Origin of the sequence: Shewanella sp. CG12_big_fil_rev_8_21_14_0_65_47_15 (assembly GCF_002783505.1) — a bacterium.
In the GTDB taxonomy this organism is placed as follows: domain Bacteria; phylum Pseudomonadota; class Gammaproteobacteria; order Enterobacterales; family Shewanellaceae; genus Shewanella.
The window spans coordinates 14,999-37,473 of record NZ_PFGL01000014.1 but is presented as its reverse complement, the minus strand read 5'-3'; the positions used below and the strand labels follow the sequence as shown (position 1 = coordinate 37,473).

Genomic DNA, 22,475 nt, shown 5'->3' with positions numbered 1-22,475 from the left:
GAGTTTGCCCTAAAATACGCCGCTAGGCTAGCAAGGTATTAGATTACACTGTGGTGATCGTGCTAAATAACTGATCCTAAGTATGCTACATCGCAGGGTATCGCACGCAGGCACGCCATGAACTCTTCCCTGAGGGCTCCACCGTGCCATCCATGGCGCAGAGGGCCAGCTTAGCGATACCCTGCTCGACCTATAAAGTCACCCACAATTCGAAACGGCTATTTAGGGCCAAAGGCCGCTTATGCCATTAATGGCAGAGTGGCATTTGTTATCGACGATATAAGGGGCGCGCCTCTTCACTCCTGATTTCGCTGATACGAATTTCGGCGATTAATCGACTCGGGGTAGATTGGCTGATAAAGCAATCAAAGGTCAGTTCATTAGCGAGCTGTAAATGAACATGGGAACGGTTCGGGGTGAGGGATTTTAATATATCAAAAGTTAATTCAATATCGGGTTTTTCTTCGGCAATATAGTTTGCTTGATAAATAAAGTGTGGCCAAGTGTGATTGTTTGACTCAATGATATAAGCGCAACGCTCATTGGCGGGAATACTATTGGGGAGTTGTTTGTTAAAGTTATTCGTGTTTAAGGCATTTTTAATAAATTGATATTCGGTATCGTTAAAAACAATCAGCATCACTTCTTGTCTTACTGAATAAAACGGGTTTGAATCGATATTCATTTGTGGCTGTTTATCTGGATAAGTATAAAGATTATTAGCAGCGATGGATGCTTGAGCATATGGCTGCCGATAATAGTCTAGGATTTGACTATCTATTAAGCAGTTTTCAATTAAACTGATGTTGGTAATCTCCCCCTCGAACAATGCAGTTTCAGCGCATATGCCCTTTAATGTATTTTGAACCGTTAAGGGCATAATTTGCTGCTGAAGTTCGACTTCATCCCCATCGATATAGCATTTTAGCCTATGGTATTGATAGCTGATGGATAATAAATGCCAATAATCATCATTGAGTCCACCTGGAATTGATATCATTTCAATAGACAATAACCGACTATTAACGACCGATTCAATATGGCCAATTGCATTAATTTTTACCATAAAGCCGGTATGATTGAACTCACTCAAATATTGAAAGACCAACCCCCCATGTTGGGTTTTTATCCAAGCTTGAAAGGTGAAAACATCGAGTGTCCCCGTGCCTAAGAGGCGTATATTAGCCGTATTTTCTGGCGTCTCTTGAGCTATATCTTGAGATACACCTTGAGTTAGGCTATTCGAACCAGAATATAAGCTTTTTGAGGTTTTCATGGGCGATATCCTTGGGTTATGTCATGTATAACCCTTTGGCTTTATTTCCGATAAACACCATCACAGGGAGGCATTAATTCTATCGCGACCATCGGCCTTAGCACGGTAAAGGGCCGTATCGGCGGCGCACAGCATGGCGAGTGAGGTGCGGAACTGTCCGTTGATTTCACTGGCAATGCCTTGGCTGGCACTCACAGCGACATAATCGCGCAGCCCTTGCTCTGTGAAGCGCAGGGCATTAATGCCTTGCTGGATTTTTTGCGCAATAGTGAGTGCCATTTTGGCATTGTGATTAGGCAGGATTAGCGCAAATTCTTCGCCGCCGTAGCGGGCGGCAAGACCAATGTCGATAGGCACAATAGTGGCAATCACTTTGGCAATTTTTCTAAGGCATTCATCACCTTGGATATGACCAAACTGATCGTTGAACACTTTAAAATAATCCACATCGATAATGACTACGCTGATGGGGCGCTGTTTGGCGGTGCATTCTTCCCAGTGCTGTTGCAGCATTTCATCGAAATAGCGACGGTTGGCCAGTTGGGTGAGGGAGTCGGTGGCGGCTAACTTGCGCAGCTTTTGGTTTTCCGCCTTATGCTGAGTTAAATCGTGCATCACCATGACGAACATAGGTTCATGGCTGGGAATATAAGAGATGGATAACTCAATATCTTTGGCCTTGCCAGAGGCGCAGATCAGAGTGGTTTCCTGCGCGGGGTGCTGCACGGGGTGACCACAGTTGGTGCCTAGTTGCACATCGTGGCTCAGGAGATTGTCATAGCGCGCTTGATGATGTTCGGTCAAAAAATTGCGCCAGTCTTGACCCTTTAAACTCGCCTGCGGGCAATCGAGCAGCTCGGCACTGCGCCGATTGCACGAACGGATAAACCCATTGGCATTCACTAAGATCACAGCCTCGGTTAAATGTTGAATAAAGATCTCAATGGTCTCGAGGGAAGAATGCTCGAAAAAGTTCAGCGGTAGCTCGGCACTCTTTGCAGGTTGAGTTGCGGGCAATGCAGCATCATCGACAATGGATAAGGCGGGTTGTTGGCGAGCCAGTTTCGGTGAGTTTGTCATTGTTATCTTTCTCCGTGAACTTTAATCATCTGCGCTAGGCGCTTTTCTGAGGATGACTTTATTCTGGCGGAAGAAAAGATACCTTCTGCTTACCTTCTGGTTTAACCTATTGTTTATAAATGAATAAAAATTAGCTTTCGAATGATTTAGGGTAATCTTCACGTCGATTCGGCGCGATTTGTGTCGTGTAAAGGTGAAATAATGCGCAAATTTGCAAAGAAGAATTGGCTAAAAGGGGGGGGGTAATTGGCTAGCTAAGGCGTTTGGCAGCGGCAAGCAGAGGGGGTCAGGAAGGAAAAAAGGGGGACTGCTCAGCAGTCCCTTTATCAAAAATTAGTTTTGTGGGCGATTAGTAATTTCAGGATCAGGACTTACCAACAGCAAATCATTTTCCTCTGTGGCAAAAATAAATTGATACTTGCTGACACCGCTATTTTGAATATTGTTTTGCAATTGGATGCTTTGGCCATCGGCACTGACGCTGACCGTCTCAATATGTCCATCAAAGGGATTGGTAAAGCCAGCGCCAGTTAAGCGCAGTCCCTTAGGTGATGTTGGCTGTGGGACTAACTGGTAAGTGATGGTGGCATTTTCAGTGAGTTCCACATTGCCATCACATTCAATTCCCGCTTGGGCATAGTGGAACTGCGCCTGCTTTTGACTATCGAGGGTGACCATTAACTCAATCGGGGCGTTGGTGGCACACACTGGCAGGGCTGTATTGTTTAACAGTAATGTATCAGACGCAGTCACTATGGCGGCGCCTTGATATTGGGCGATGTGTGTTTGCTGACCAAACAAGGCCAAAATGTGATAGACCTCGGTGGCGGTCAAGGGGGCAGAGAGTAACTGTTTATCAAAACTGATATTTTGGCCCTGTGCAAGCCCAGTGATGCTGTCGAGGAACAGCGGTAAGTTACCGGCTAAGGCGTCCAGTGGTGACGGTGCATTGAGAAGTTGCTGTAAATCGGCAGGGGTTTTCACTGGCGCAAGGGCTTGGTCGATTTCAACTTGAGTCGCGGCCTGAGCGGTTAAGGATGCGGTGATGAGTGCTAGTGTTATCAGCGTTTTTTTCATTATAATTCCATTTAAATTCAATTAGTTTTATGTATTTAAGTATGATTGTTGGGGCTAGTAAAAAAGAGACAGGGTTGGCTGTCCCAAATCAACTTTAGTCTTGACCACGATTGATAATCTGAGGATCTGGACTTAACACCAGTAAGGTATTCGTGGTATTGCTCAACACAAATTGGAACTTAGTGGTGCCTGGTGTTCTATCGAGATCCACGACTTGCACTAACATACCATCGCTGCTAATGGTCACTGCATCGACAATTTCATCAAACGGGGTCACAAAACCCACACCGACAAATTTTAAACCTTTACCAGTCTGATCATTAAGCAGGTAAGTAACTGTACCCGCTTGAGTAACAGTCACATCACCTGGGCACTGTTGACCGTCTGCATCGGTATAGATAAATACAGGTTCACCATTTTCTAAGGTGACATTCACTTTTACAAATTGAGCTAAACCTTGTGGTGCTAACATATTAACTTCCTTTTCTTGGGTTAAAATTTAATATTATCTATGTGTGATTTTAACAGTAAGTTCTCTAGTGACTTATCTTTTGTAAATTCTCCTAAACAATCAAGAGATTTAACATAAGGCACTGTGAATTTAGGTGATTTTTCCTTTTTTACTATGGGAAATAGTAAATTTTTTGAGATGTTGCAGAGATCATGCAAGGTATTATTGTCTTTAGCTATCTTAGCTTCAAGAAGAATGCTTTTAGATAAGCTAGAAATATAGTGAAGGTTTTGAGTAAATTTTTTTGATAGTTTAAGATACTCTTCTCTTGCTTGTAAGGCATAGGCTAAGCTTTCCTTCATTTTACCGTGGCGTTGCAGGTATTGAGCGGATGCAAGAAAATAATTTGCATAAACTTCATCTCTTTTTTGTGAAGACGCTAAGTCAATATCTGAATCAAGGATGTTTTTTAAATTATTGAGGTCATCATTTTCAGTGTCTGAAAATGATAAAATCATGAATTTGAAATAATATTTTTGCTTTTTCCAAATATCATTTTGTGGGTCTAACATAAGTGCATTAGATATTGCTTCAAAGCCGAGTTTAGCCTGTTGAAGGGCCTGTTCAGGTAGGTTTTGATAATCATATAATTCAGCTAAAATTTGATGGCTACCTGATAATCTATCTAATATATATGGCTGTTTGATATTTTTGCTTAATTCTTGTTGGAGCTGAGTGTGGATTTGTATTGCGGAAAGTACATCACCTTGTGAAACCGCAGCACTCGCTAACCAAGATCTTGTATCGGCCACATCTGCAATTAACTGACTATCCTCAGGCGCTTTTGCCAAGGCGAGCAATTTAAGTCTTAGCGACTCCTCAAAATCTTGCTGTGCCTTAGCAAACTCCTGTTGCTTCATCGACACTGAGCCCAAGGTGTTATGGGCATAGGACAGCTCCATCAGCGCATCTTTATCCTCTGGCGCTAGGGCATACATGGTTTGGCTATAGACTAAATACTGTTCGAAGAAGGGGCGCGATGCGGCCCAATCACTCACATCATATTTAAGCTGACCCAACCAAAAGGCATTGGCGCCTAAGGTTTTTAGCAGGGCTAAGTTGTCTGGCTGCAATTCGAGCAGCGGCAGCATTTTTTCTTGCGCTGCGAGTAGAGCGCTGCGGGCTTCATCGATTTTATTGCGTGAATAGGCGACTTCGCCCATGGCCTCTAAGGTCTGCCCATGTTGGAAGCGGGCATCGAAGCTTAAGTACTTTTCATCGTCTTGGCTGGAAAAATCCGTGAAATATTCCAAGGCCTTATTACTGATGCCATCGAGTAAGTCCATCCGGCCGATACCGCGCATCTTATCGGCGAAGTCACCCACCATAAACCCGAGCAGATCTTCGGCGGCGAGGCGTTTTTGCTGGGCCAGCTTTTCGGCTTCGATACTGCGAACGCTCATCATGACTGAGGTTAAGGTGAGGACGCACAGCAGGGCGACTGTGATGCGCCTCGTCCAGCGCAGCATAGTGGCGCGTTTGCTGGAAGCGGCAATAAAGTCGGTTTCCCGCTCGTCTAAGTCAAACAAGGGGTTTTGCCTGAGGCTTTGGGCCTCTTTTAAGGGCTTTCCCTCGGCCAGCAAATAGGCGCTGTGTTTAGCTTCGCTTAGCCAGCGTTGGGATAAATGCTGTAGTCGGCTCTTAATGCTAAGGCTGTCGTTATGTTCGCTGATCCACGCCGTTGCCCTTGGCCAGCGGCGCAGCAGAGCTTCGTGGGCGATGCTAAAACAGGGCTCACCATTTTGCAGATGGGACACAAATAAGCGGCTATCGACCATGGCTTGCACTAGGGCGGTTTCGGCCGAGTTTTGCAACTGTGACCAGCGGGCGGTGCGGCTAGTGATGGATTTTTCATCCTCACGCAGGGTGACTAGCAGGGACAAAATCCGCGGCAGACTGGCTTTTTCGGCCTCGGTTAAATGGGAGATGGCCTGTTCGGCATTTTTACCGATAGCGCCTTCGATACCGCCTAAGGTGCGATACACAGAGACTAATAGTTTGTCATCGTCGCTTCGCTGTAAATACAGCGCCTGCAAGGTGTATTGCAACATAGGCAGCGCATCTGGGTTGCTGGCGGCATCGCTACAGAGCATTTCATCGAGCGGCATGGCGGTGTCGCTATCGATTTCCCAAGTTAAATTGGCGGCAACGGCTGGCAGGCGGATCATCTGCAGCAGCTCGGTGCGTGTCGGCGGCGCTAAGTCAAAGTGTGCGCCGCGAGATTTGCCGGCCATTAAGCTTGGGTAGCCCACAAGTAAAGGATAAAAATCGTTACGACAGGCACTGATGATAATCACGGCCTTAGAGGTGGCGAGTTGTTCCAGCAGTTCAACAAATACTGTGCGCTCGGTGTCGCTAAATAGCGGCGATGATAATAAGACCTCTAATCGGTCGATAAATAAGGCAAAGCGTGGCGTAGCATAAGTCTGATTTTTAAGGCTTTGTTTGCATATGTCGACAATGCTCTGCGGATCTTGCTCAAGCTTGGCGGCAAGCGTATCGGCGCTCATTCCCTCAAATACTGGGGTGTCGTTTAGCTCCCAGTCGAGCATGGCACTGGCCAGTACGGTGAGCAGTTGTCCCTTGCTGACATCGGCAAAATCGAGGCTGCTATAGGCCACAACGCCGACGCCATTAAAGCCATTGGCGGCCATGAGGTTGGGCAATACACCGGCATTAATTAAGGAGGATTTACCGCTACCACTGGGGCCTAAAATTAAGCAGAAGGCGCGGCCAAATTGGATTTGTTGGCTAATGCGATTCAGCAGCGTGCTAATTTGTTCGCTGCGGCCGAAGAACACGTCGGCATAGTTGGCGCTGTAGGCTTGCAGACCCGGAAATGGCGAGCCATCTTGCCAGGTTTGTGGCGTGGCGCTGGCCTCGTGGCCGACGGGAAAACGAACCTCGGCTAAGGTGCGATAGCCGCGTTTGCGTATGGTTTCTATATAGGTGGGATCGGTGGCGCTATCGCCTAATGCTCTACGTAACTGATTGATAATTTTATGTAGTGGGTTGTCGCCAGTATCAACACCCGGCCAGCAGTGGCTGACTATTTCATCACTGCTGATGACTTCGCCCGCCCGTTGGCAGAGAAATAACAGCACATCCATCGCCTTGGGCTCAAGCTGTTTAACTTGCTTACCCAGAAGCAGGCTGTTGGCGCTGGGATTGACTTGCCATTCACCCAAAAAAAATGTGCTGTCACTCATAGGATTTCCATTGCTTGAGCATCGACTCTAGCGGGGAATAAGGAGCCGCGAGTCGCTGTTATTTTTATTGTTAGCGCGTTTTGTACATTGATTGTCATCATTTCGCATGACGTCAAAACATTGACATTATGCCTAGACCCTTTGTTATTTAAAAGGAATAACCCTAGGTAATCAATGTAAATTTTATATCGGCATTGTGACGCTATTGCATGGCTTGGCACTCTGTTTATCACAGGGTTGTGAGTTTGAGCTGTAGCGCGGCAATCTTTGTTATTAAGTTGAGGCGGCTTGCGGCTGTACTCTTGGCTCGCAACAGTGCTCAAAAAAAAAGAGTGCCCAAGGTGGGCACTCAAAGCGGTTGCGAAGGGAGAAAAGGGAAGGGTTTGGTTCAATTGAGTTAGCGAGTAAGCACCAGTGCGTTGGCCTGAAAACTTAACCGCGCCATTTGCCCTTGATCCTGCAGCTCTAGCTCGTTGAGTTCGAAGGGCGGTTGCAAACCCGATGCTTGGATTAGCTTTGGGTCAAACATCAGCTTGAGTTTGGAGGACTCTGGCGTTAACCAGTTGGCCGCTTGGGTGCGCATAATCGCGACTCTTTGCCCTTCGGCATTGGTGCCTGTGAGCACGCCGCTTAAGCCAAAACGCCCGGTCTCGGCGATGTTTAGCTCAAAATTCACTTGGTTGGGTAACCCCTTATCCCACACGGTCAGCACTTCTGGCTTGATACTGGCCGAATTCACATAGGACTTAAAGACGGACTTCACCGTGCGCTGCACAGGGCGGCCATCGACTTGGGTTTGTACTGTGACTTCAATTTCACTGAAACCCGCATTGCTATTGGCTAGCTGCATGCCTTGGGGGATTTGGGCTTGCCAAGTATCGCCTCGTTTCACCATGGCAATAGTCTGGATTTCGCCATCGGCTTGTTTGAGTTTGGCCTGAGGCGCAAATTGATTATCACTTTGACTTAAGGCGAGTTTGATACCAACGCTTTGCGCATCGGCCGCGACCGCTGTGGGGGCTTTCAGACTCAGTTGATAGGGCGAGCCTTTTTCCTTCACATTCACTAAGTAATTGGCGCTAGGGGTTAAAGGTTGATTGACTTGGAGGCGATATTCTCCGGCCGTGGCCTTTTCAGACATTTGCAGTGCGCTGGAATCATCGACCAGCCCCGCGCTGGCTAAGGCTTCGGCGCTGACCATAGATTTAACCAAAGACTCGCTGGCTTGTGGGCTGCTGGACGCAGCTTTGCCCTGTGGTGCTTGGCCTATCCGCTGAATTTGTACGCGTTCGGGGGCAATGGCCTCGGCGTGCATTAGGGCACCAGAACTTAAATCACTACGGGGCGCAATACGTACTAAACTCGCCGCTTGGCTCATGGTCAGCGTCACGCCCGCATTAAGCTCGGCGCCAGTGACATTAAGCCAATATTCATCACTTTGGCTTGCCTGCTCAAGCACGGGCTGACTGGCTTGGTATTCGCCGTAGAGTGGGCTGATAAAGCTGACGTAATCGGTATTGGTATTGATGGGCGCTAGGCTTGGGGAGACGATTTCAGTGTCGACAAGATCGGTATCGCTTGGCACGGTTAAGGTTAACCCCTTGGCATACATAGGGCTGGCTTCTTTTTGTGGCTCAGGTGTCGACGCTTCATCCTGACAGGCACCGAGCAGGCCACCTAAGATAACGAGGCTGACCGCTTTGCTTAAGGTGCGGAGTGTAAATGTGTGCATGGGAAACTCCTTAAATATGATTGCGGATCAGCGTGTCTAGATTGAAGCACGCACGGCGGCTCTGCTGATGGCTCAACGGCTCTTGGCCGCCGGTCTTTTGTTTATCGGTAAACCAGACAGTGCCTGCCGCCTTTTGCGAGCTGCAATTTAAGAAACCGTCGGAGCAGCTATCGAGCCAGTTTTGGGTGGTTTCGAGTGCCACCTGATACTGATAACCCGCGCAGTAGCTATCGCTATCCCAAATCGCGGAGTCCACATCTGAGCCAACGACAACTTCGAAGGGCTTACCTAAGGATGGGCGACCCGAAGTGCCATAGAGCCAAGTGTTATTGTAGTTGGCCATCCAGCCAACTTGCTGTTGTTTCACCGCATTGCTGCCATAGCCGAGGAGCCAACCTAAGCTGGTTTCGAAGACATTACCTTGGTTAACGGCATCGGCCAGCGGCGTACCAGCACTGGAAGGTGCGAGGGCGATAACCTTTGAGGTCGCGTTGATCACCGCGGGATAACGGCTATCCCAGGTCGGATTAGATAAAATCCAGCGCACGACGTTACCGCCATTGGAGTGGGTCAGCAGGATCAAGTCGTCGATATTTTTGGCTTGGATAAAGCTATTGAGCTGGGTAGCGAGGCATCCTGCGGCAGTTTCTTCCCACATATACTGGTCAAAGTCGCAGTTGATCACTGTGTAGTTGTTGGGCACTGGAATACCTTGGCGCACCGAATTAACAAATTCGGGCGTCCAGTAATCGGCTAAGGCATTGGTCTGATGACCCGTACCGTGGATAAAGGCAATACCAGTTGCGGCTAACGTCGCTGGGCTGACAGCTAACAGACCCAAGAGCATAAGGGCTTTATTGATCTTCATGGGTATATCTCGTGTTGTTGGTCTTATTGAGAGTGGCCGCGCAGTCCGTTGCAACTGTTTAGGACAAATCGGTAGAGCGGAGGATTTGTCTTAAATTAGTGTGAAATCGGCTGACATGGCTCTGTTTATATGCGCTTAAGCGCGGGTTACTCATTTTGGGTAAAACATGAGTTAAGGCCTGAATACGACGGGATAGTTTGAATGCACTCGTTTACTGCTGCATCAAATGCGATAGATGCAAATAGGCAATTATCAACAGGGCTTAACTCAAGTTTATTAACCTAAACGCAACATTTTGTGCTGGCAAGTAAAAAAATCACCATAGAATTGAACAGCATGGCGGCATTTTCAAGCATGCGTTTTAATATCAATTTCGGGGTCGATAAGGTAATGATAAGCAATGACTAATAAATGGTACTGTGTTTTATAGTGTTTGAAATATTGGCCTGATTAGGTAAAAGAATTTTCTGTGACACTGGCTTTGTGTTTGAATTAATAGGTTTATCGTTCTGTATATAAAGGTTTTTTAGATAAGTTCGTTAAACTTCACCACTCGCTTTGGGAGATTGGCATCGGCTTAGTGCATTTAAAGCGTAAACCGATTAGGCTGAGATAGTAGATGTCATGCGACATGGGTAGGCCTAAAAAGACAAGGGAGAATAAGTTTGACGATAGAACATCATGAGCTGGTGAACTGCTTAAGTGGGCTGCAATGCCGCACTAATTTCACCATAAAAAACATTACCGAATACATGCTGCCAGAGACCAAAGAGGCCTTTTATTTACACCTCGACGGTAAATCCCCCAATCTGATTATTCGTCCTGCCTTTGAGGTCTTTTCCGGCGAATTAGCCACGATTGCTGGTGTGCATGCCAAATATGATTATTTCCACAACGCACAGATGACGCGTTTCCCTAAGCGTTTGCATAAGAGCCTGACCGAAACCCACTATGGCCTCGCCTTTAGCTTTGATAATGTTGAAGCCGTGCAGCAATTTATCGCCCGTTTGAGTGCTATTGTAAAAGGAGCATAAGCAAAGGGGCATAGATAGAACGGTTTCATGTCTGAATAACATTCCGTAGCCCTGTTTTTTCTTCGCTGTGAGCCCGGTTTAAATTCCTCAAATTTGATGAAAATGAGGAATTTAACTGCTGCCTTTTTGTGCGGCTTTTCAGTATATTCATCAATAGATGAATTTTGCTGGAGCTTGTCATGTCGCTTACTCCCGGTCGCCCGAAAGGGATTGTCCCATTTGTCGTTCAATCGGCACCACAGTCGCAGATCCCCGGTCGTCCCAAGGGCAACTCTGACGCTCGGCAACGCTTAATTAGCGCAGCCTTGAGCCTCTTTAGTCATCGCAGTTATCCAACCGTTTCTACCCGTGAAATCGCCCGCGAAGCCGAGGTCGATGCTGCGCTGATCCGTTACTATTTTGGCTCAAAAGCGGGCTTGTTCGAACAAATGGTGCGGGAAACCCTTGAGCCCGTTTTAGTACGTTTACGTGAAATATCCACAGCCGAGGCCCCGAATAATGTGGGGGAACTGATGCAGACATATTATCGTGTTATGGCCCCAAACCCCGGATTGCCACGATTGATTATACGGGTGTTACAGGAGGGCGATGGCTCGGAACCCTATCGCATTATTTTGTCCGTGTTTGAGCAAGTGCTATCTCTGTCGCGGCAATGGATCGAATCCACCTTAGTCGATGCGGGGCTTTTGAAGGAGGACATAGATCCTAGTTTAGCGCGCCTAAGTTTTGTGAGCCTTATGGTCTTTCCGTTGATTGCCCCGCCCGTATTGATGCGGCAGTTTGGCTTTTTTAGTACCGATGCCGAGGGATTACAGCGGCTAGCACTACATAATATGCAGGTGTTTACCCAGGGCGTGTTACGTGAACCTAGGAGCCCCCTATGAACTTGGGAAGAGAAATAAGCTTAAATAAAAAAATCATAGGCCCGATTTTCGGCTGTTTACTGCTGCAACTGATGGGATGTGGCGATGACTCGCTAAGGGTATTTGGCACAATCGAGCGGGATAGACTGACGCTCACCGCGCCCGTAGGAGAGTTGATCACTCAAGTGAATGTGGTTGAAGGTCAACAGGTTAAGGAGGGCGAGGTATTACTCAGACTCGATGCGACTTCGGCCAATGCGCGTCTTGCCCAGCGCCAAGCGGAACTTGAACAGGCCAAGGCAAAACTTGCTGAAGCGTTGACCGGCGCCCGTTTAGAGGATATTGAAAAAGCCAAAGCTGCGTTAGATGGCGCCAATGCCAGTGTAAAAGAGGCGTTGCAGAGCTTTGAGCGCACAAAGCGCTTATTCGTCACAAAAGTGCTTAGCCAAGCGGATTTAGATACGGCCCGTGCGGCGCGGGATACCAGTTTAGCCAAACAAGCCGAGGCGCAGCAAAGCCTGCGATTGTTAGAAAATGGCACTCGTAGTGAGCAGCTCGAACAGGCCAAAGCGGCGGTGGCCGCGGCCAGTGCCAGTGTTGCCCTCGAACAAAAAGCCTTAACAGACTTAAGCTTAGTGGCGGCGCGAGATGGGATTGTCGATACTCTGCCCTGGCGGGTGGGCGATCGTATTGCGGCCGGTACTCAGTTGATTGGTTTGCTGGCGAGCGCTAATCCCTATGCGCGGGTGTACCTGCCTGCGACCTGGCTAGACAGAGTGAAGACGGGCGATAGTGTCAACATTCGTGTCGATGGCCGCGAGACGCCGATTGTTGGCACAGTACGTAATATCCGCAGCCAACCCGCCTACACCCCTTTTTATGCGTTAAACGAGCGCGACAGGGCAAGGCTGATGTATCTCACCGATATCGATATTGCGGCAGAGGGGCAGGATTTGCCGACGGGCATGGCAGTCGAGGTGGAACTGCCATGAAAAGCGCCGATTTAGCCATCGAAACCCAGGGCATGACCCGTGCCTTTGGTGGCGTCAATGCGGTGGAAAATCTCGATTTAGCCATCCCCAAGGGGACGATTTATGGCTTTCTCGGCCCCAATGGCAGTGGAAAATCCACTTCAATCCGCATGTTGACTGGGCTACTGAGTCCAACCTCGGGGGATATTCGTGTCTTGGGTGAAACCTTGCCCGGCGCCGAGGAAAAATTGCGTCGCCGCATCGGTTATATGACGCAAAAATTCTCCCTATATGACAATCTTTCGGTGCGGGAAAACCTTGAGTTTGTCGCGCAAATTTATGGCCTTAATCGTCGCCAATCCGCCCAACGCTTAGTGGAGCTATTGGCATTGTATGATTTAGCCAGCCGCGAGAAACAAATGGCAGGCTCCATGAGTGGCGGCCAGCGGCAGCGTTTAGCCCTTGCGGCGGCGACGCTGCATCACCCTGAATTGCTGTTTTTGGATGAGCCCACCTCGGCGGTCGACCCCGAAAATCGCCGCGAGTTTTGGGAGCGCTTATTCGATCTCAGCGCCCAAGGCACGACGATTTTGGTCTCGACCCACTATATGGATGAGGCCGAGCGTTGCCATGGTTTAGCCATCCTAGAGCGGGGGATAAAACGCGCAGATGGTTCGCCCCAGCAATTGATGGCGGCGATGGGCGCTAGGGTGGTTGAAGTCAGTGGTGATGATCTACGCACCTTAAAACAATCACTTATTAGTGAGCCAGCGGTGTTGTCGGCGGCGCAGATCGGCAGTCGTTTGCGGGTGTTAGTGCGCAGCGATATTGAAGAGCCACTCGCTTGGCTTAAACCAAAGGTAGCGAGTCGGACCATGGAAGAAGTACGCGCGAGTCTTGAGGATGTGTTTGTCACTTGCACTGGCGGACGGGCCCGAGTGAATGCTCAAGGGGAGGCTAGCCATGTGGCGTAGAATTTTTGCGATAGTGATCAAAGAGCTTAGGCAACTGTCTCGGGATCGCATGACCTTTGGCATGATAGTGATGATCCCGCTGGTGCAACTGATGCTGTTTGGTTACGCCATCAACACCGATGCCCGCCATCTGCCCGCTGGGCTGGTCAATTTAAGTGATTCCGCCTATAGCCGCGCCTTAATCAAAGCGGTAGAAGCAACCCAAGTGGTCGATTTTAAACGCACTTATTTCAGTGCTCAGGAGGCCGAGGCGGCCATTACCCGCGGTGAAGTGAAGGCCGTGCTGTACCTTGACGCCGATCTCGATGAGCGCTTAGTACGTCACCCCGCCTTTGCGGGACAAGCCTATTTAGCCCAGTCCTATTTATCACAACCCGTAGGCCAATGGCTGGTGGATGGTTCGGATACGGTTGTTGCTTCAACCATTCGCAGCCTAAGACAAATGCCCTTGGATGAAATCGCGGGCAGAGCGCTAAAAACCAGTACGCCGAGTTTTGAAGTGGTGCAATATTTCAACCCAGAGCAGCGCTCCGTGGTCAATATAGTGCCCGGTCTGCTCGGGGTGATTTTGACCATGACCATGGTGATGTTCACCTCCGCCGCCATAGTGCGCGAGCGCGAGCAGGGCAATATGGAGTTTTTGATCACGACGCCAGTGCGGCCATTGGAGTTGATGCTGGGGAAAATCGTGCCCTATGTGTTGGTGGGGTTGGTGCAGGTGACCATTATCTTAACCGCTGGGCACCTGTTGTTTGCTGTGCCTATCCGCGGCGGCTTAGATTCCATCGCCCTGGCGGCCATGCTGTTTATTTGTGCCAGTTTAACCTTAGGCTTAGTGATTTCAACCATAGCCAAAACCCAGTTGCAATCGATGCAGATGACGGTATTTGTACTCTTGCCCTCGATTCTACTGTCTGGCTTTATGTTCCCCTATGAGGCCATGCCCATCGCGGCGCAGTGGATTGCCGAAGTGTTACCCGCAACCCATTTTATGCGGATGTCACGGGCCATAGTGCTGCGGGACGCCGAGGTGATGGACCTGCAGTTTGATGCCCTGTGGCTGATAGCGTTTACCTGTATAGGTTTACTGATCGCCAGTTTGCGCTTCTCTAAGCGCTTAGATTGAGTTTACAGAGTTCTATCAGTTGTTTTTGCTGAGCGGTGGGGGAATGGCCTAGGGGCATGGCTAATCCGACGGTGCGCTTCAGTTCGATATCGTGTAGGGGGCGAAATACGATATCGGCCTGTTCGAGCAATGCCGGTATCGCGGGGATCAGCGCGATACCTAACCCGGCTGCCACTAAACCCACGGCATATTCCACGGTTTGGATCCTCGCCCTGATCTGTAGCTTAATCCCTTCCATATCTAATAATTGTTGCAGACTCGTCAAAGCCTCACAGGGGGCGCGGTGAATAAAGGGCTGCTGATGCAGATCCTCCAAGCGAATCGTGTCCTGCAGACTGAGGCTGAAGGACGGTGGAATGGCGAGCAGGTAAGTGTCATGCCACAGCGGTAAAAAACTTTCCTGGGTGGTTAAGTCGCTGGTGGTGATGATCCGCGCATCGGCATCCTCTGTGGGTTCCACTAAGGTAAGATCCATATCCGGACAGGCATTGGTAAAATCCTTCAGTAACATACTCATACGCTGAACCCCGAGGGAGCGGATCAAGCCTAACTTAAAGGGAACTTGGATTTCAGGCTTACTGAACAGTGAGGCAATGGCCTTGGATTCATTCAGTAGTCGTTTTGCCAGCGGATACAGCCTATGGCCCGCATCGGTGGGGTTCACGCCTTTGCCATGGCGCTGGAATAATTGGGTATTGAGTTCAGATTCTAGGCTTGAAATAGCCGCCGAAATAGACGGCTGGGCGATATAACAGTGTTTTGCCGCGGCGCTAATACTGCCTTTCTCAAACACCACTACGAAATAGCTTAGGGCACGTAAATTCATCTTTACCTTTGCGTAAGATATAGAAAATAACTATGGATGATAGAGAAAAAGAATATTTTTCCTAGAGCAAAATTATGCCTATGCTAGGGAAATTAGCAAGCGGTACCGCCCATGCGCGTACCTTATTACCATCATTTTCTGGAAAGGAATCGACCTATGGCCCGTGTTAATTTTGACTGGCAAGACCCTCTGCAATTTAACTCCCTATTGACCGAAGAAGAGCGGATGATCCGTGACATGGTGCATGAATATGCCCAGGAAAAGTTGATGAGCCGGGTGTTAATGGCCAACCGTAATGAGCATTTTGACCGAGAGATCATGAATGAACTCGGGGAGTTAGGCCTGCTCGGGGCGACGCTGCCCGAAGAGTATGGTTGCGCCAATAGCAACTATGTGAGTTACGGCTTAGTCGCGCGGGAAATTGAGCGGGTCGATAGCGGATATCGCAGCGCCATGAGTGTGCAATCCTCCCTGGTTATGCACCCTATTTATGCCTATGGCAGCGAGGCGCAGCGACGTAAATATTTACCTAAATTGGCTAAGGGTGAATGGGTGGGCTGTTTTGGCTTAACTGAACCCGATGTCGGTTCAGATCCCGGTGGTATGCGAACCCGTGCCGAGCGCATCGATGGCGGCTACCGGATCTCGGGGGCCAAAATGTGGATCACTAACTCGCCTATCGCCGATGTGTTTGTGGTGTGGGCAAAACTCGATGGCGTTATCCGGGGGTTTGTACTTGAAAAGGGCATGAAAGGCCTAAGCGCCCCTAAGATTGAGGGCAAGTTTTCCCTGCGCGCTTCTATCACGGGGGAAATCGTGATGGATAACGTGGAGGTGGGTGAAGAGGCCCTATTGCCCAATGTCGAGGGCTTGAAAGGCCCCTTCGGTTGCTTAAATAAGGCCCGCTACGGCATCGCATGGGGCGCGTTAGGTGCGGCGGAGTTTTGCTGGCATAGGGCGCGTCAATATAGCCTAGATCGCATCCAATTTAATCGTCCACTTGCCGCTAATCAGCTGATCCAAAAGAAATTAGCCGATATGCAGACCGAGATCACCCTAGGGCTATTTACCTGTCTGCAGGCGGGGCGTTTGATGGATGCTGACAGTTTACCCGTGGAGGCGATTTCGCTTATCAAGCGTAACTCCTGCGGTAAGGCATTGGATATCGCCCGCCTTGCCCGTGATATGCACGGCGGCAATGGCATCAGCGATGAGTTCCATGTGATCCGCCATGTGATGAACTTGGAGGCGGTTAATACCTACGAAGGCACCCATGATATTCACGCATTGATTTTAGGACGGGCTCAGACGGGCATCCAAGCGTTTGGCTAGCCGCTAAGGCTTTTGCTATCAGCCTGTATCAGCTCCTTAAAACGGTCAATTGGGTGGTGAATAATGGAAGACAGAGCGATTGCCCTCGACAGACAATTTGTCGAACGAGTGCTAAAGGAAGAATTTCAACCCTTGAGTCAGGGTTGGGATCATAGACAATTGGGCCTGAGCGATGCCGATTTCTTGGGCATGTTTGAATCCCAGCTTAAGAGTCGGTTATTGGATCTCGAGTCACGCCGTATGCGTGGCCGCAACCAAGGTTTTTATACCATAGGTAGCTCGGGCCACGAGGGTAATGCCGCCTATGGGATGGCGCTGCGCCCCACGGATATGGCGTTTCTGCACTATCGCAGCGCGGCATTTATGTTGGAGCGGGGGCGACATGTGCCGGGGGAAACGCAGCTCTGGGATATGTTGTTATCCTTCGCCGCCTCCAGTGAGGACCCGATTTCCGGTGGCCGCCATAAGGTGCTGGGGAGCAAGAGCTTAATGATCCCGCCGCAAACGTCGACCATAGCCTCACATCTGCCTAAGGCCGTTGGCGCCGCCTTGAGTATTCCGCTGACCGAGCGGCTTAATTTGTCGGCTAATTTACCCAAGGATGCCATAGTGCTGTGTAACTTTGGCGATGCGTCGGCTAATCATGCCAGCGCGCAGACGGCCATCAATGCGGCGGGTTGGGCTGCCTATCAACAGGTGCCGCTGCCGCTCATGTTTGTCTGTGAAGACAATGGTATCGGGATCTCAACCCCCACGCCTAAGGGCTGGATAGCGGCGAACTTTAGTCAACGTCCCGGCATTGAATATTTTTATTGTGACGGCCGCGATCTGTTGGATTGTTACCGTGTCAGTCGGCAGGCCGCCGACTATGCGCGCAGTAAACGTAAGCCAGTGTTTTTACATGTACGCACAGTGCGTTTAATGGGCCATGCCGGCAGTGATGCCGAAATCGCCTATATGAAGAAACAGCAAATACTCGACAATGAAGCCCAAGATCCGCTGTTGGTCAGTGCCGAGCAAATTATTCGAGCTGGATTGATGACGCCGGCACAAATTGTCGCGCTATACGCCGAATTAAAGGCGAGAATTACCGCTATAGCTGGTGTCGCTGTGACTCGGCCTAAGTTGACAACCGCCACCGCAGCCATGGCATCCATAGTGCCGCCTAAGCGTGAGTCGGCATGTATGGGAGCAGGAGGCTTGGGAGCCGAAAGTATAGGAACAGCACTTTCCCCCCAAGCACTGGAGTCGCTGTTTATCGCCGATAAATTATCCCTCGGTAAGCCCGTGCATATGGGTAAGCTTATCAACTTAACCCTAACCGAATTGATGGCGCGCCAGTCCAATATCGTTATCTGCGGTGAGGATGTGGGCAAGAAAGGCGGGGTGTACCATGTGACATCGCGCTTAGTGGAACGGTTTGGGCCCAATAGGGTCATTAACACTCTGCTGGATGAAACCTCGATCCTCGGACTCGCTATCGGCATGGCCCACAATGGCATCTTGCCTATCCCCGAGATCCAGTTTTTGGCCTATGTCCATAATGCCGAAGATCAAATTCGCGGCGAGGCGGCAACCCTATCGTTCTTCTCTAATGGCCAATTCACCAATCCTATGGTGATCCGCATTGCGGGCCTAGGCTATCAGAAAGGGTTCGGTGGGCATTTCCACAATGACAACTCCTTTACTGTGTTTAGGGATATTCCTGGGCTGATCTTAGCCTGTCCGTCCAATGGGCAAGATGCCATGGGCATGCTTAGGGAATGCGTGCGCTTAGCCCAGGAAGAGCAGCGGGTGGTGATTTTCCTAGAACCCATCGCACTCTATATGACGCGAGACTTACACCAAGCGGGCGATAATCTGTGGAGCGCCGAATACCAACACCAGCATCAGGCCCCGAGGTTGCCCTTCGGGGAAATTGGTCAATATGGCCAAGGTAAGCGCCTGTGTATTATCAGTTATGGCAATGGTTATTACCTCAGTCGGCAAGCGGAAAAACGCTTAAGCGAGCAGGGTATCGACTGTACTGTGCTCGATTTACGTTATCTGGCACCACTCAATGAACAGGCCATCGCCACTGCGGCGGGCCAATGTGAGCATATCTTGATTGTTGATGAGTGTCGTCGCAGTGGATCTGTGAGTGAGGCCATCTACACGAGTTTACACGAGCACTTAGGTGCCCATTGTCCGCCGATCCTGCGCTTAAACGCCGAAGATTGTTTTATTCCGCTGGCGGATGCCGCGACGCTGCCACTGCCGAGTGTCGAGGGCATAGTGAGCGCCGCATTGGGCTTAGTTAGCACTGCATTGACTTTAGTCAGGCCGCAGGGCGAAACCGCGCGAAAGGGTTCACCGAATGTTGCACCTTCGATGGAGAGTGAGGGGTTAATTGAGAGGGAGGTACGGCCATGAGTGCCACATCGATAGACAGTAACAACGGCGCTAAGCCTAAGCAACGTGTGGTGGTGATTGCGCCGGGTCGCGGCTGTTACAACAAGGAAGAACTCGGTTATCTGGCTCGCTTTCACCCTGATAAAAAAGAATTTATTGCCAATATTGATGCATATCGCAAAGCTCTGGGCCAAGTGAGCATTGCCGCCTTAGATGCCGAAGCCAAGTATTCATTTAAGCTGCATACCCCGGGGGAAAATGCCTCGGCCCTGATCTACGCCTGTGCTATGGCGGACTTTATGGACATAGACACAGATCAGTTTGAGATAGTCGCAGTGACGGGAAATTCCATGGGGTGGTATATCGCCTTGGCATTAGCGGGGGCATTATCACCCGAGGCCGCGATTGGGGTGATCAACACTATGGGATCTATGATGTCCGAGGGCTTGATTGGCGGCCAATTGATCTACCCTGAAATGAATGAACAGTGGCGCCCCGATACGACTAAAACCGCACTGCTCGATAGGGTGATTGCGGATGTTAATCGCCATGAGGGCTGCGAGCTGTTTACTTCTATCTTCCTCGGCGGTTATCGTGTGCTGGCGGGTAATGAGGCTGGACTTAAGCTCGCCGAGGAGCAACTGCCCCAGCTCGATGATCGTTATCCCATGCGCTTATATAATCACGGTGCCTTCCATTCGCCCTTGCTCAATGGCGTCTCGGAAAAAGGTTTGGCCCAGTTGCCCTTGGAGCTGTTTCAAACACCTAAGATCCCGCTGGTGGACGGCCGAGGTCAGATCTGGACTCAATACAGTACAGATACGGCCAAACTGAGGGAGTACACTTTAGGTGAACAAGTGGTTGAGCCCTATGATTTTTCTAAAGCCGTTGCCGTGGTGATGAAAGAATTTGCCCCCGATAGAGTGATTGTGCTCGGGCCGGGAAATACCTTAGGCGGCCCAGTGGCCCAGTCACTGATCGCCATGAATGGCTTTGGCTGGCGGACAAAGGCGGATTTTAGTGCCGCTCAGCTCAGTGAACCTCGGTTAATTGCCATGGGCAATGAGCAGCAAAGGTCATTAGCACTGACAGAGTAAAGTGCAAGCGTTAATGGGATAGGGATACATCTATCCCTATCTTTACCTAAACCGTTTAACTTAAATGATGTTATCTATGGTTTGCACCGCCCCCCTTTGATGTAACGCAAAGTTAAAGGTAAATAGTTTGGGTAAGATGTTGAAATAAATGATGCTTCATCAGCATTTTTCCTATGCTGCCAAGGTCGAATATCCTAGGACATTCAGTATGCCACCAATCATATATAACAGTGCGCTCGACGCGGTCGCGTTAATTCAAAGTGGTGAAAATCTGTGGACCCATTCCATGGGGGCAACGCCGCGGATTTTACTCGATGCGTTGGCCAAGCATGCACTCAGCAAAGAAAATCTCACTTTATTACAGCTACATACCGAAGGCGCCGAATCCTTAAGTCACCCGAGTTTAAAGGGGCATTTACGCCATCGCTGCTTTTTTGGTGGCGTGCCGACGCGGGGCTTATTGCAAAGTGGCGATGCGGATTATGTGCCGATTTTCCTCTCTGAAGTGCCTAAATTGTTTCGCAGCGGCGAGCAAAAAATTGATACTGCGATCATTCAAGTGTCGCCGCCGGATAAGCACGGTATGTGTTCCCTCGGGATTTCGGTCGAAGCCACGCTTGCGGCCTGCCAAGTGGCGGGCAAGATCATCGCTCATATCAATCCACAAATGCCACGCACCCACGGCGATGGTTTTATCCATATCGACCGTTTTGCCGCCGTATATGAAGAAAGTGCCGCTTTACCTATCCATTCCTTCGGCACGGGCGATGCCGTGAGTCTGGCAATTGGCAAAAATGTGGCCCAGTTGGTATGCGATGGCGATTGCCTGCAAATGGGCATAGGTGCGATTCCCGATGCGGTGTTGTCCTGTTTAACCACCCATAGGGATCTTGGGATTCATACTGAGTTATTTTCCGATGGAGTACTGCAACTGGTTGAAAAGGGTGTCGTTAACAACAGCAAGAAGCGTTTTTATCCCGGCAAATTGGTGACAGGTTTTGCCCTTGGCAGTCAGACCTTATACGACTATGTTGATGATAATCCTGGGGTGATTTTTATGGACATTGAGCAGGTGAATGACACATCCATTATTCGCAAAAATCCCAATGTGATGGCGATTAACTCGGCGTTACAGGTCGACCTTTCTGGGCAAGTGTGCGCCGATTCCATCGGCACGAAGATCTATTCCGGTGTCGGTGGTCAGATGGATTTTATTCGCGGCGCTTGTTTATCCGAGGGCGGCCGCTCAGTGATTGCCCTGCCAAGCACCGCCGCGGGTGGCACTATTTCCCGTATCGCCACTGTGTTATCCCCCGGCGCCGGTGTGGTCACCACTCGGGCCCATGTGCATTACATAGTGACCGAATACGGCGCCGCCAATCTACGCGGCCGCAGCCTGCGCGAACGGGCACAAGCGCTGATCGCCATCGCCCACCCCGATTTTAGGGAGCAACTGAGTCGCGATGCGTTTGAAGTATGGGGATTAAGGGTGTAGCTTTAGCGCTATTAAGTCGTTCTTAAAGCCTTGGAGAAGCCAATTCTATGAATCAAGAAGAACCTTCAGTAGCAGGAAAAGCCATCTTAGATGCAGTAGAACAGCAAATAAAAAACAATGATCCACCTAAGGTAAAACAAACGTTAAAACGACTAAAATCTCTGGGCATAAGTCGAAAGGAATCAATCAAATTTATCGCCTGTGCCTTATCTATTGAAATATTTGGGGTACTTAAAAACGAAGAGGAATTTAACCCTCAACGTTACAATGAAAACTTGGATAAATTACCCGAATTGCCTTGGGAAGATGAATAAATAAACACCATATAGCAATCGTAATAGGCTAGTTCGGCACGAAAAATGAGAACTTTGGAAGCTCACTTTTTCGACATTTTTTATGATAGAACTTAACCCAGTTAAGTCATTGGTGTACCTTACAGTTAGCTAAATTGTCGAATATTTTTAGCAATCATTCCTGCAATGATTTTGAGTGGGAATCCTACTTTTGGGTCTCTGAAGTTTGGCTTAAGCACTCACTGGAATGAGTGTGCTTAATTAATGAATATCAAGTTAACTGTTTATTTCCAGTATAAAAAAACCAGCACAAGTGCTGG

At 49.4% G+C, this 22,475-nt stretch carries 18 protein-coding genes; 10 read left to right on the top strand and 8 right to left on the bottom strand.

The window, feature by feature from the left end:
• Positions 1-268: 268 nt before the first annotated feature.
• From COW15_RS03775 to COW15_RS03745, 7 genes are all read right to left on the bottom strand, one after another.
• Positions 269-1,276: a LamG-like jellyroll fold domain-containing protein gene (locus COW15_RS03775; RefSeq protein WP_293630158.1), complete on the bottom strand. Its 1,008-nt coding sequence runs from the start codon at positions 1,274-1,276 to the stop codon at positions 269-271.
• A 60-nt stretch (positions 1,277-1,336) separates the two neighbouring features.
• Positions 1,337-2,356 (bottom strand): sensor domain-containing diguanylate cyclase, encoded by a 1,020-nt coding sequence (locus COW15_RS03770; protein WP_293630157.1) that lies wholly within the window; start codon positions 2,354-2,356, stop codon positions 1,337-1,339.
• Between the two features lie 333 nt (positions 2,357-2,689).
• Positions 2,690-3,433 carry a DP-EP family protein gene (locus COW15_RS03765; RefSeq protein WP_293630155.1) on the bottom strand — a complete coding sequence of 248 codons (744 nt, stop codon included), beginning with the start codon at positions 3,431-3,433 and terminating at the stop codon, positions 2,690-2,692.
• Positions 3,434-3,527: 94 nt separating this feature from the next.
• Positions 3,528-3,905, bottom strand: a complete 378-nt coding sequence (locus COW15_RS03760; RefSeq protein ID WP_293630153.1) for a DP-EP family protein — start codon at positions 3,903-3,905, stop codon at positions 3,528-3,530.
• A 20-nt stretch (positions 3,906-3,925) separates the two neighbouring features.
• A complete protein-coding gene (locus COW15_RS03755) occupies positions 3,926-7,153 on the bottom strand; it encodes a winged helix-turn-helix domain-containing protein (RefSeq protein ID WP_293630151.1) in 3,228 nt (1,075 codons plus the stop codon).
• A 397-nt stretch (positions 7,154-7,550) separates the two neighbouring features.
• The gene (locus tag COW15_RS03750) at positions 7,551-8,885 is read right to left on the bottom strand and encodes a DUF4785 domain-containing protein (RefSeq protein WP_293630149.1); all 1,335 of its coding nucleotides are present in this window, start codon (positions 8,883-8,885) and stop codon (positions 7,551-7,553) included.
• A 10-nt stretch (positions 8,886-8,895) separates the two neighbouring features.
• Entirely contained in the window at positions 8,896-9,753 is an 858-nt protein-coding gene (locus COW15_RS03745) for a hypothetical protein (protein WP_293630147.1), read from the bottom strand.
• 665 nt (positions 9,754-10,418) lie between these two features.
• Between COW15_RS03745 and COW15_RS03740 the strand changes: the two genes are divergently transcribed.
• From COW15_RS03740 to COW15_RS03720, 5 genes are all read left to right on the top strand, one after another.
• Entirely contained in the window at positions 10,419-10,787 is a 369-nt protein-coding gene (locus tag COW15_RS03740; protein ID WP_293630146.1) for a hypothetical protein, read from the top strand.
• A gap of 179 nt (positions 10,788-10,966) precedes the next feature.
• Positions 10,967-11,671, top strand: coding sequence for a TetR/AcrR family transcriptional regulator (locus COW15_RS03735; RefSeq protein ID WP_293630145.1), 705 nt, complete (start codon positions 10,967-10,969; stop codon positions 11,669-11,671).
• Positions 11,668-12,642: an HlyD family efflux transporter periplasmic adaptor subunit gene (locus COW15_RS03730; protein ID WP_293630144.1), complete on the top strand. Its 975-nt coding sequence runs from the start codon at positions 11,668-11,670 to the stop codon at positions 12,640-12,642. Before COW15_RS03735 ends, COW15_RS03730 begins: the two co-directional genes overlap by 4 nt.
• Complete coding sequence (locus COW15_RS03725; RefSeq protein WP_293630142.1) at positions 12,639-13,595, top strand: ABC transporter ATP-binding protein; 957 nt, start codon at positions 12,639-12,641, stop codon at positions 13,593-13,595. Before COW15_RS03730 ends, COW15_RS03725 begins: the two co-directional genes overlap by 4 nt.
• Positions 13,585-14,721, top strand: coding sequence for an ABC transporter permease (locus COW15_RS03720; protein ID WP_293630140.1), 1,137 nt, complete (start codon positions 13,585-13,587; stop codon positions 14,719-14,721). Before COW15_RS03725 ends, COW15_RS03720 begins: the two co-directional genes overlap by 11 nt.
• On the opposite strand, the gene COW15_RS03715 is transcribed toward COW15_RS03720, so the two are convergent.
• Positions 14,705-15,547, bottom strand: a complete 843-nt coding sequence (locus tag COW15_RS03715) for a LysR family transcriptional regulator (RefSeq protein ID WP_293630138.1) — start codon at positions 15,545-15,547, stop codon at positions 14,705-14,707. The two genes, COW15_RS03720 and COW15_RS03715, sit on opposite strands and share 17 nt — an antisense overlap.
• 156 nt (positions 15,548-15,703) lie before the next feature.
• Here COW15_RS03715 and COW15_RS03710 point away from each other — a divergent pair, with 156 nt between their 5' ends.
• The 5 genes from COW15_RS03710 (at position 15,704) to COW15_RS03690 (ending at position 22,176) form a co-directional block, all read left to right on the top strand.
• Positions 15,704-16,879, top strand: coding sequence for an acyl-CoA dehydrogenase (locus tag COW15_RS03710; RefSeq protein ID WP_007646928.1), 1,176 nt, complete (start codon positions 15,704-15,706; stop codon positions 16,877-16,879).
• A gap of 63 nt (positions 16,880-16,942) precedes the next feature.
• Positions 16,943-19,291: an alpha-ketoacid dehydrogenase subunit alpha/beta gene (locus tag COW15_RS03705; RefSeq protein ID WP_293630134.1), complete on the top strand. Its 2,349-nt coding sequence runs from the start codon at positions 16,943-16,945 to the stop codon at positions 19,289-19,291.
• Positions 19,288-20,367 carry an ACP S-malonyltransferase gene (locus COW15_RS03700; RefSeq protein ID WP_293630133.1) on the top strand — a complete coding sequence of 360 codons (1,080 nt, stop codon included), beginning with the start codon at positions 19,288-19,290 and terminating at the stop codon, positions 20,365-20,367. The genes COW15_RS03705 and COW15_RS03700 overlap by 4 nt, the downstream gene beginning before the upstream one ends.
• 208 nt (positions 20,368-20,575) lie before the next feature.
• Positions 20,576-21,862 carry an acetyl-CoA hydrolase/transferase C-terminal domain-containing protein gene (locus COW15_RS03695; RefSeq protein ID WP_293630132.1) on the top strand — a complete coding sequence of 429 codons (1,287 nt, stop codon included), beginning with the start codon at positions 20,576-20,578 and terminating at the stop codon, positions 21,860-21,862.
• A gap of 47 nt (positions 21,863-21,909) precedes the next feature.
• On the top strand, positions 21,910-22,176 hold the full coding sequence (locus tag COW15_RS03690) for a hypothetical protein (RefSeq protein ID WP_293630130.1): 267 nt from the start codon (positions 21,910-21,912) through the stop codon (positions 22,174-22,176).
• Positions 22,177-22,475: the final 299 nt, after the last annotated feature.

What these genes read in the sequence shown, in the direction of transcription:
- COW15_RS03775 (WP_293630158.1), bottom strand. Translation starts at nt 1,276, where the DNA reads ATGAAAACCTCAAAAAGCTTATATTCTGGTTCGAATAGCCTAACTCAA.
- COW15_RS03755 (WP_293630151.1), bottom strand. Translation starts at nt 7,153, where the DNA reads ATGAGTGACAGCACATTTTTTTTGGGTGAATGGCAAGTCAATCCCAGC.
- COW15_RS03745 (WP_293630147.1), bottom strand. Translation starts at nt 9,753, where the DNA reads ATGAAGATCAATAAAGCCCTTATGCTCTTGGGTCTGTTAGCTGTCAGC.
- COW15_RS03690 (WP_293630130.1), top strand. Translation starts at nt 21,910, where the DNA reads ATGAATCAAGAAGAACCTTCAGTAGCAGGAAAAGCCATCTTAGATGCA.
- COW15_RS03730 (WP_293630144.1), top strand. Translation starts at nt 11,668, where the DNA reads ATGAACTTGGGAAGAGAAATAAGCTTAAATAAAAAAATCATAGGCCCG.
- COW15_RS03700 (WP_293630133.1), top strand. Translation starts at nt 19,288, where the DNA reads ATGAGTGCCACATCGATAGACAGTAACAACGGCGCTAAGCCTAAGCAA.
- COW15_RS03695 (WP_293630132.1), top strand. Translation starts at nt 20,576, where the DNA reads ATGCCACCAATCATATATAACAGTGCGCTCGACGCGGTCGCGTTAATT.
- COW15_RS03705 (WP_293630134.1), top strand. Translation starts at nt 16,943, where the DNA reads ATGGAAGACAGAGCGATTGCCCTCGACAGACAATTTGTCGAACGAGTG.
- COW15_RS03710 (WP_007646928.1), top strand. Translation starts at nt 15,704, where the DNA reads ATGGCCCGTGTTAATTTTGACTGGCAAGACCCTCTGCAATTTAACTCC.
- COW15_RS03715 (WP_293630138.1), bottom strand. Translation starts at nt 15,547, where the DNA reads ATGAATTTACGTGCCCTAAGCTATTTCGTAGTGGTGTTTGAGAAAGGC.
- COW15_RS03750 (WP_293630149.1), bottom strand. Translation starts at nt 8,885, where the DNA reads ATGCACACATTTACACTCCGCACCTTAAGCAAAGCGGTCAGCCTCGTT.
- COW15_RS03770 (WP_293630157.1), bottom strand. Translation starts at nt 2,356, where the DNA reads ATGACAAACTCACCGAAACTGGCTCGCCAACAACCCGCCTTATCCATT.
- COW15_RS03765 (WP_293630155.1), bottom strand. Translation starts at nt 3,433, where the DNA reads ATGAAAAAAACGCTGATAACACTAGCACTCATCACCGCATCCTTAACC.
- COW15_RS03720 (WP_293630140.1), top strand. Translation starts at nt 13,585, where the DNA reads ATGTGGCGTAGAATTTTTGCGATAGTGATCAAAGAGCTTAGGCAACTG.
- COW15_RS03725 (WP_293630142.1), top strand. Translation starts at nt 12,639, where the DNA reads ATGAAAAGCGCCGATTTAGCCATCGAAACCCAGGGCATGACCCGTGCC.
- COW15_RS03760 (WP_293630153.1), bottom strand. Translation starts at nt 3,905, where the DNA reads ATGTTAGCACCACAAGGTTTAGCTCAATTTGTAAAAGTGAATGTCACC.
- COW15_RS03735 (WP_293630145.1), top strand. Translation starts at nt 10,967, where the DNA reads ATGTCGCTTACTCCCGGTCGCCCGAAAGGGATTGTCCCATTTGTCGTT.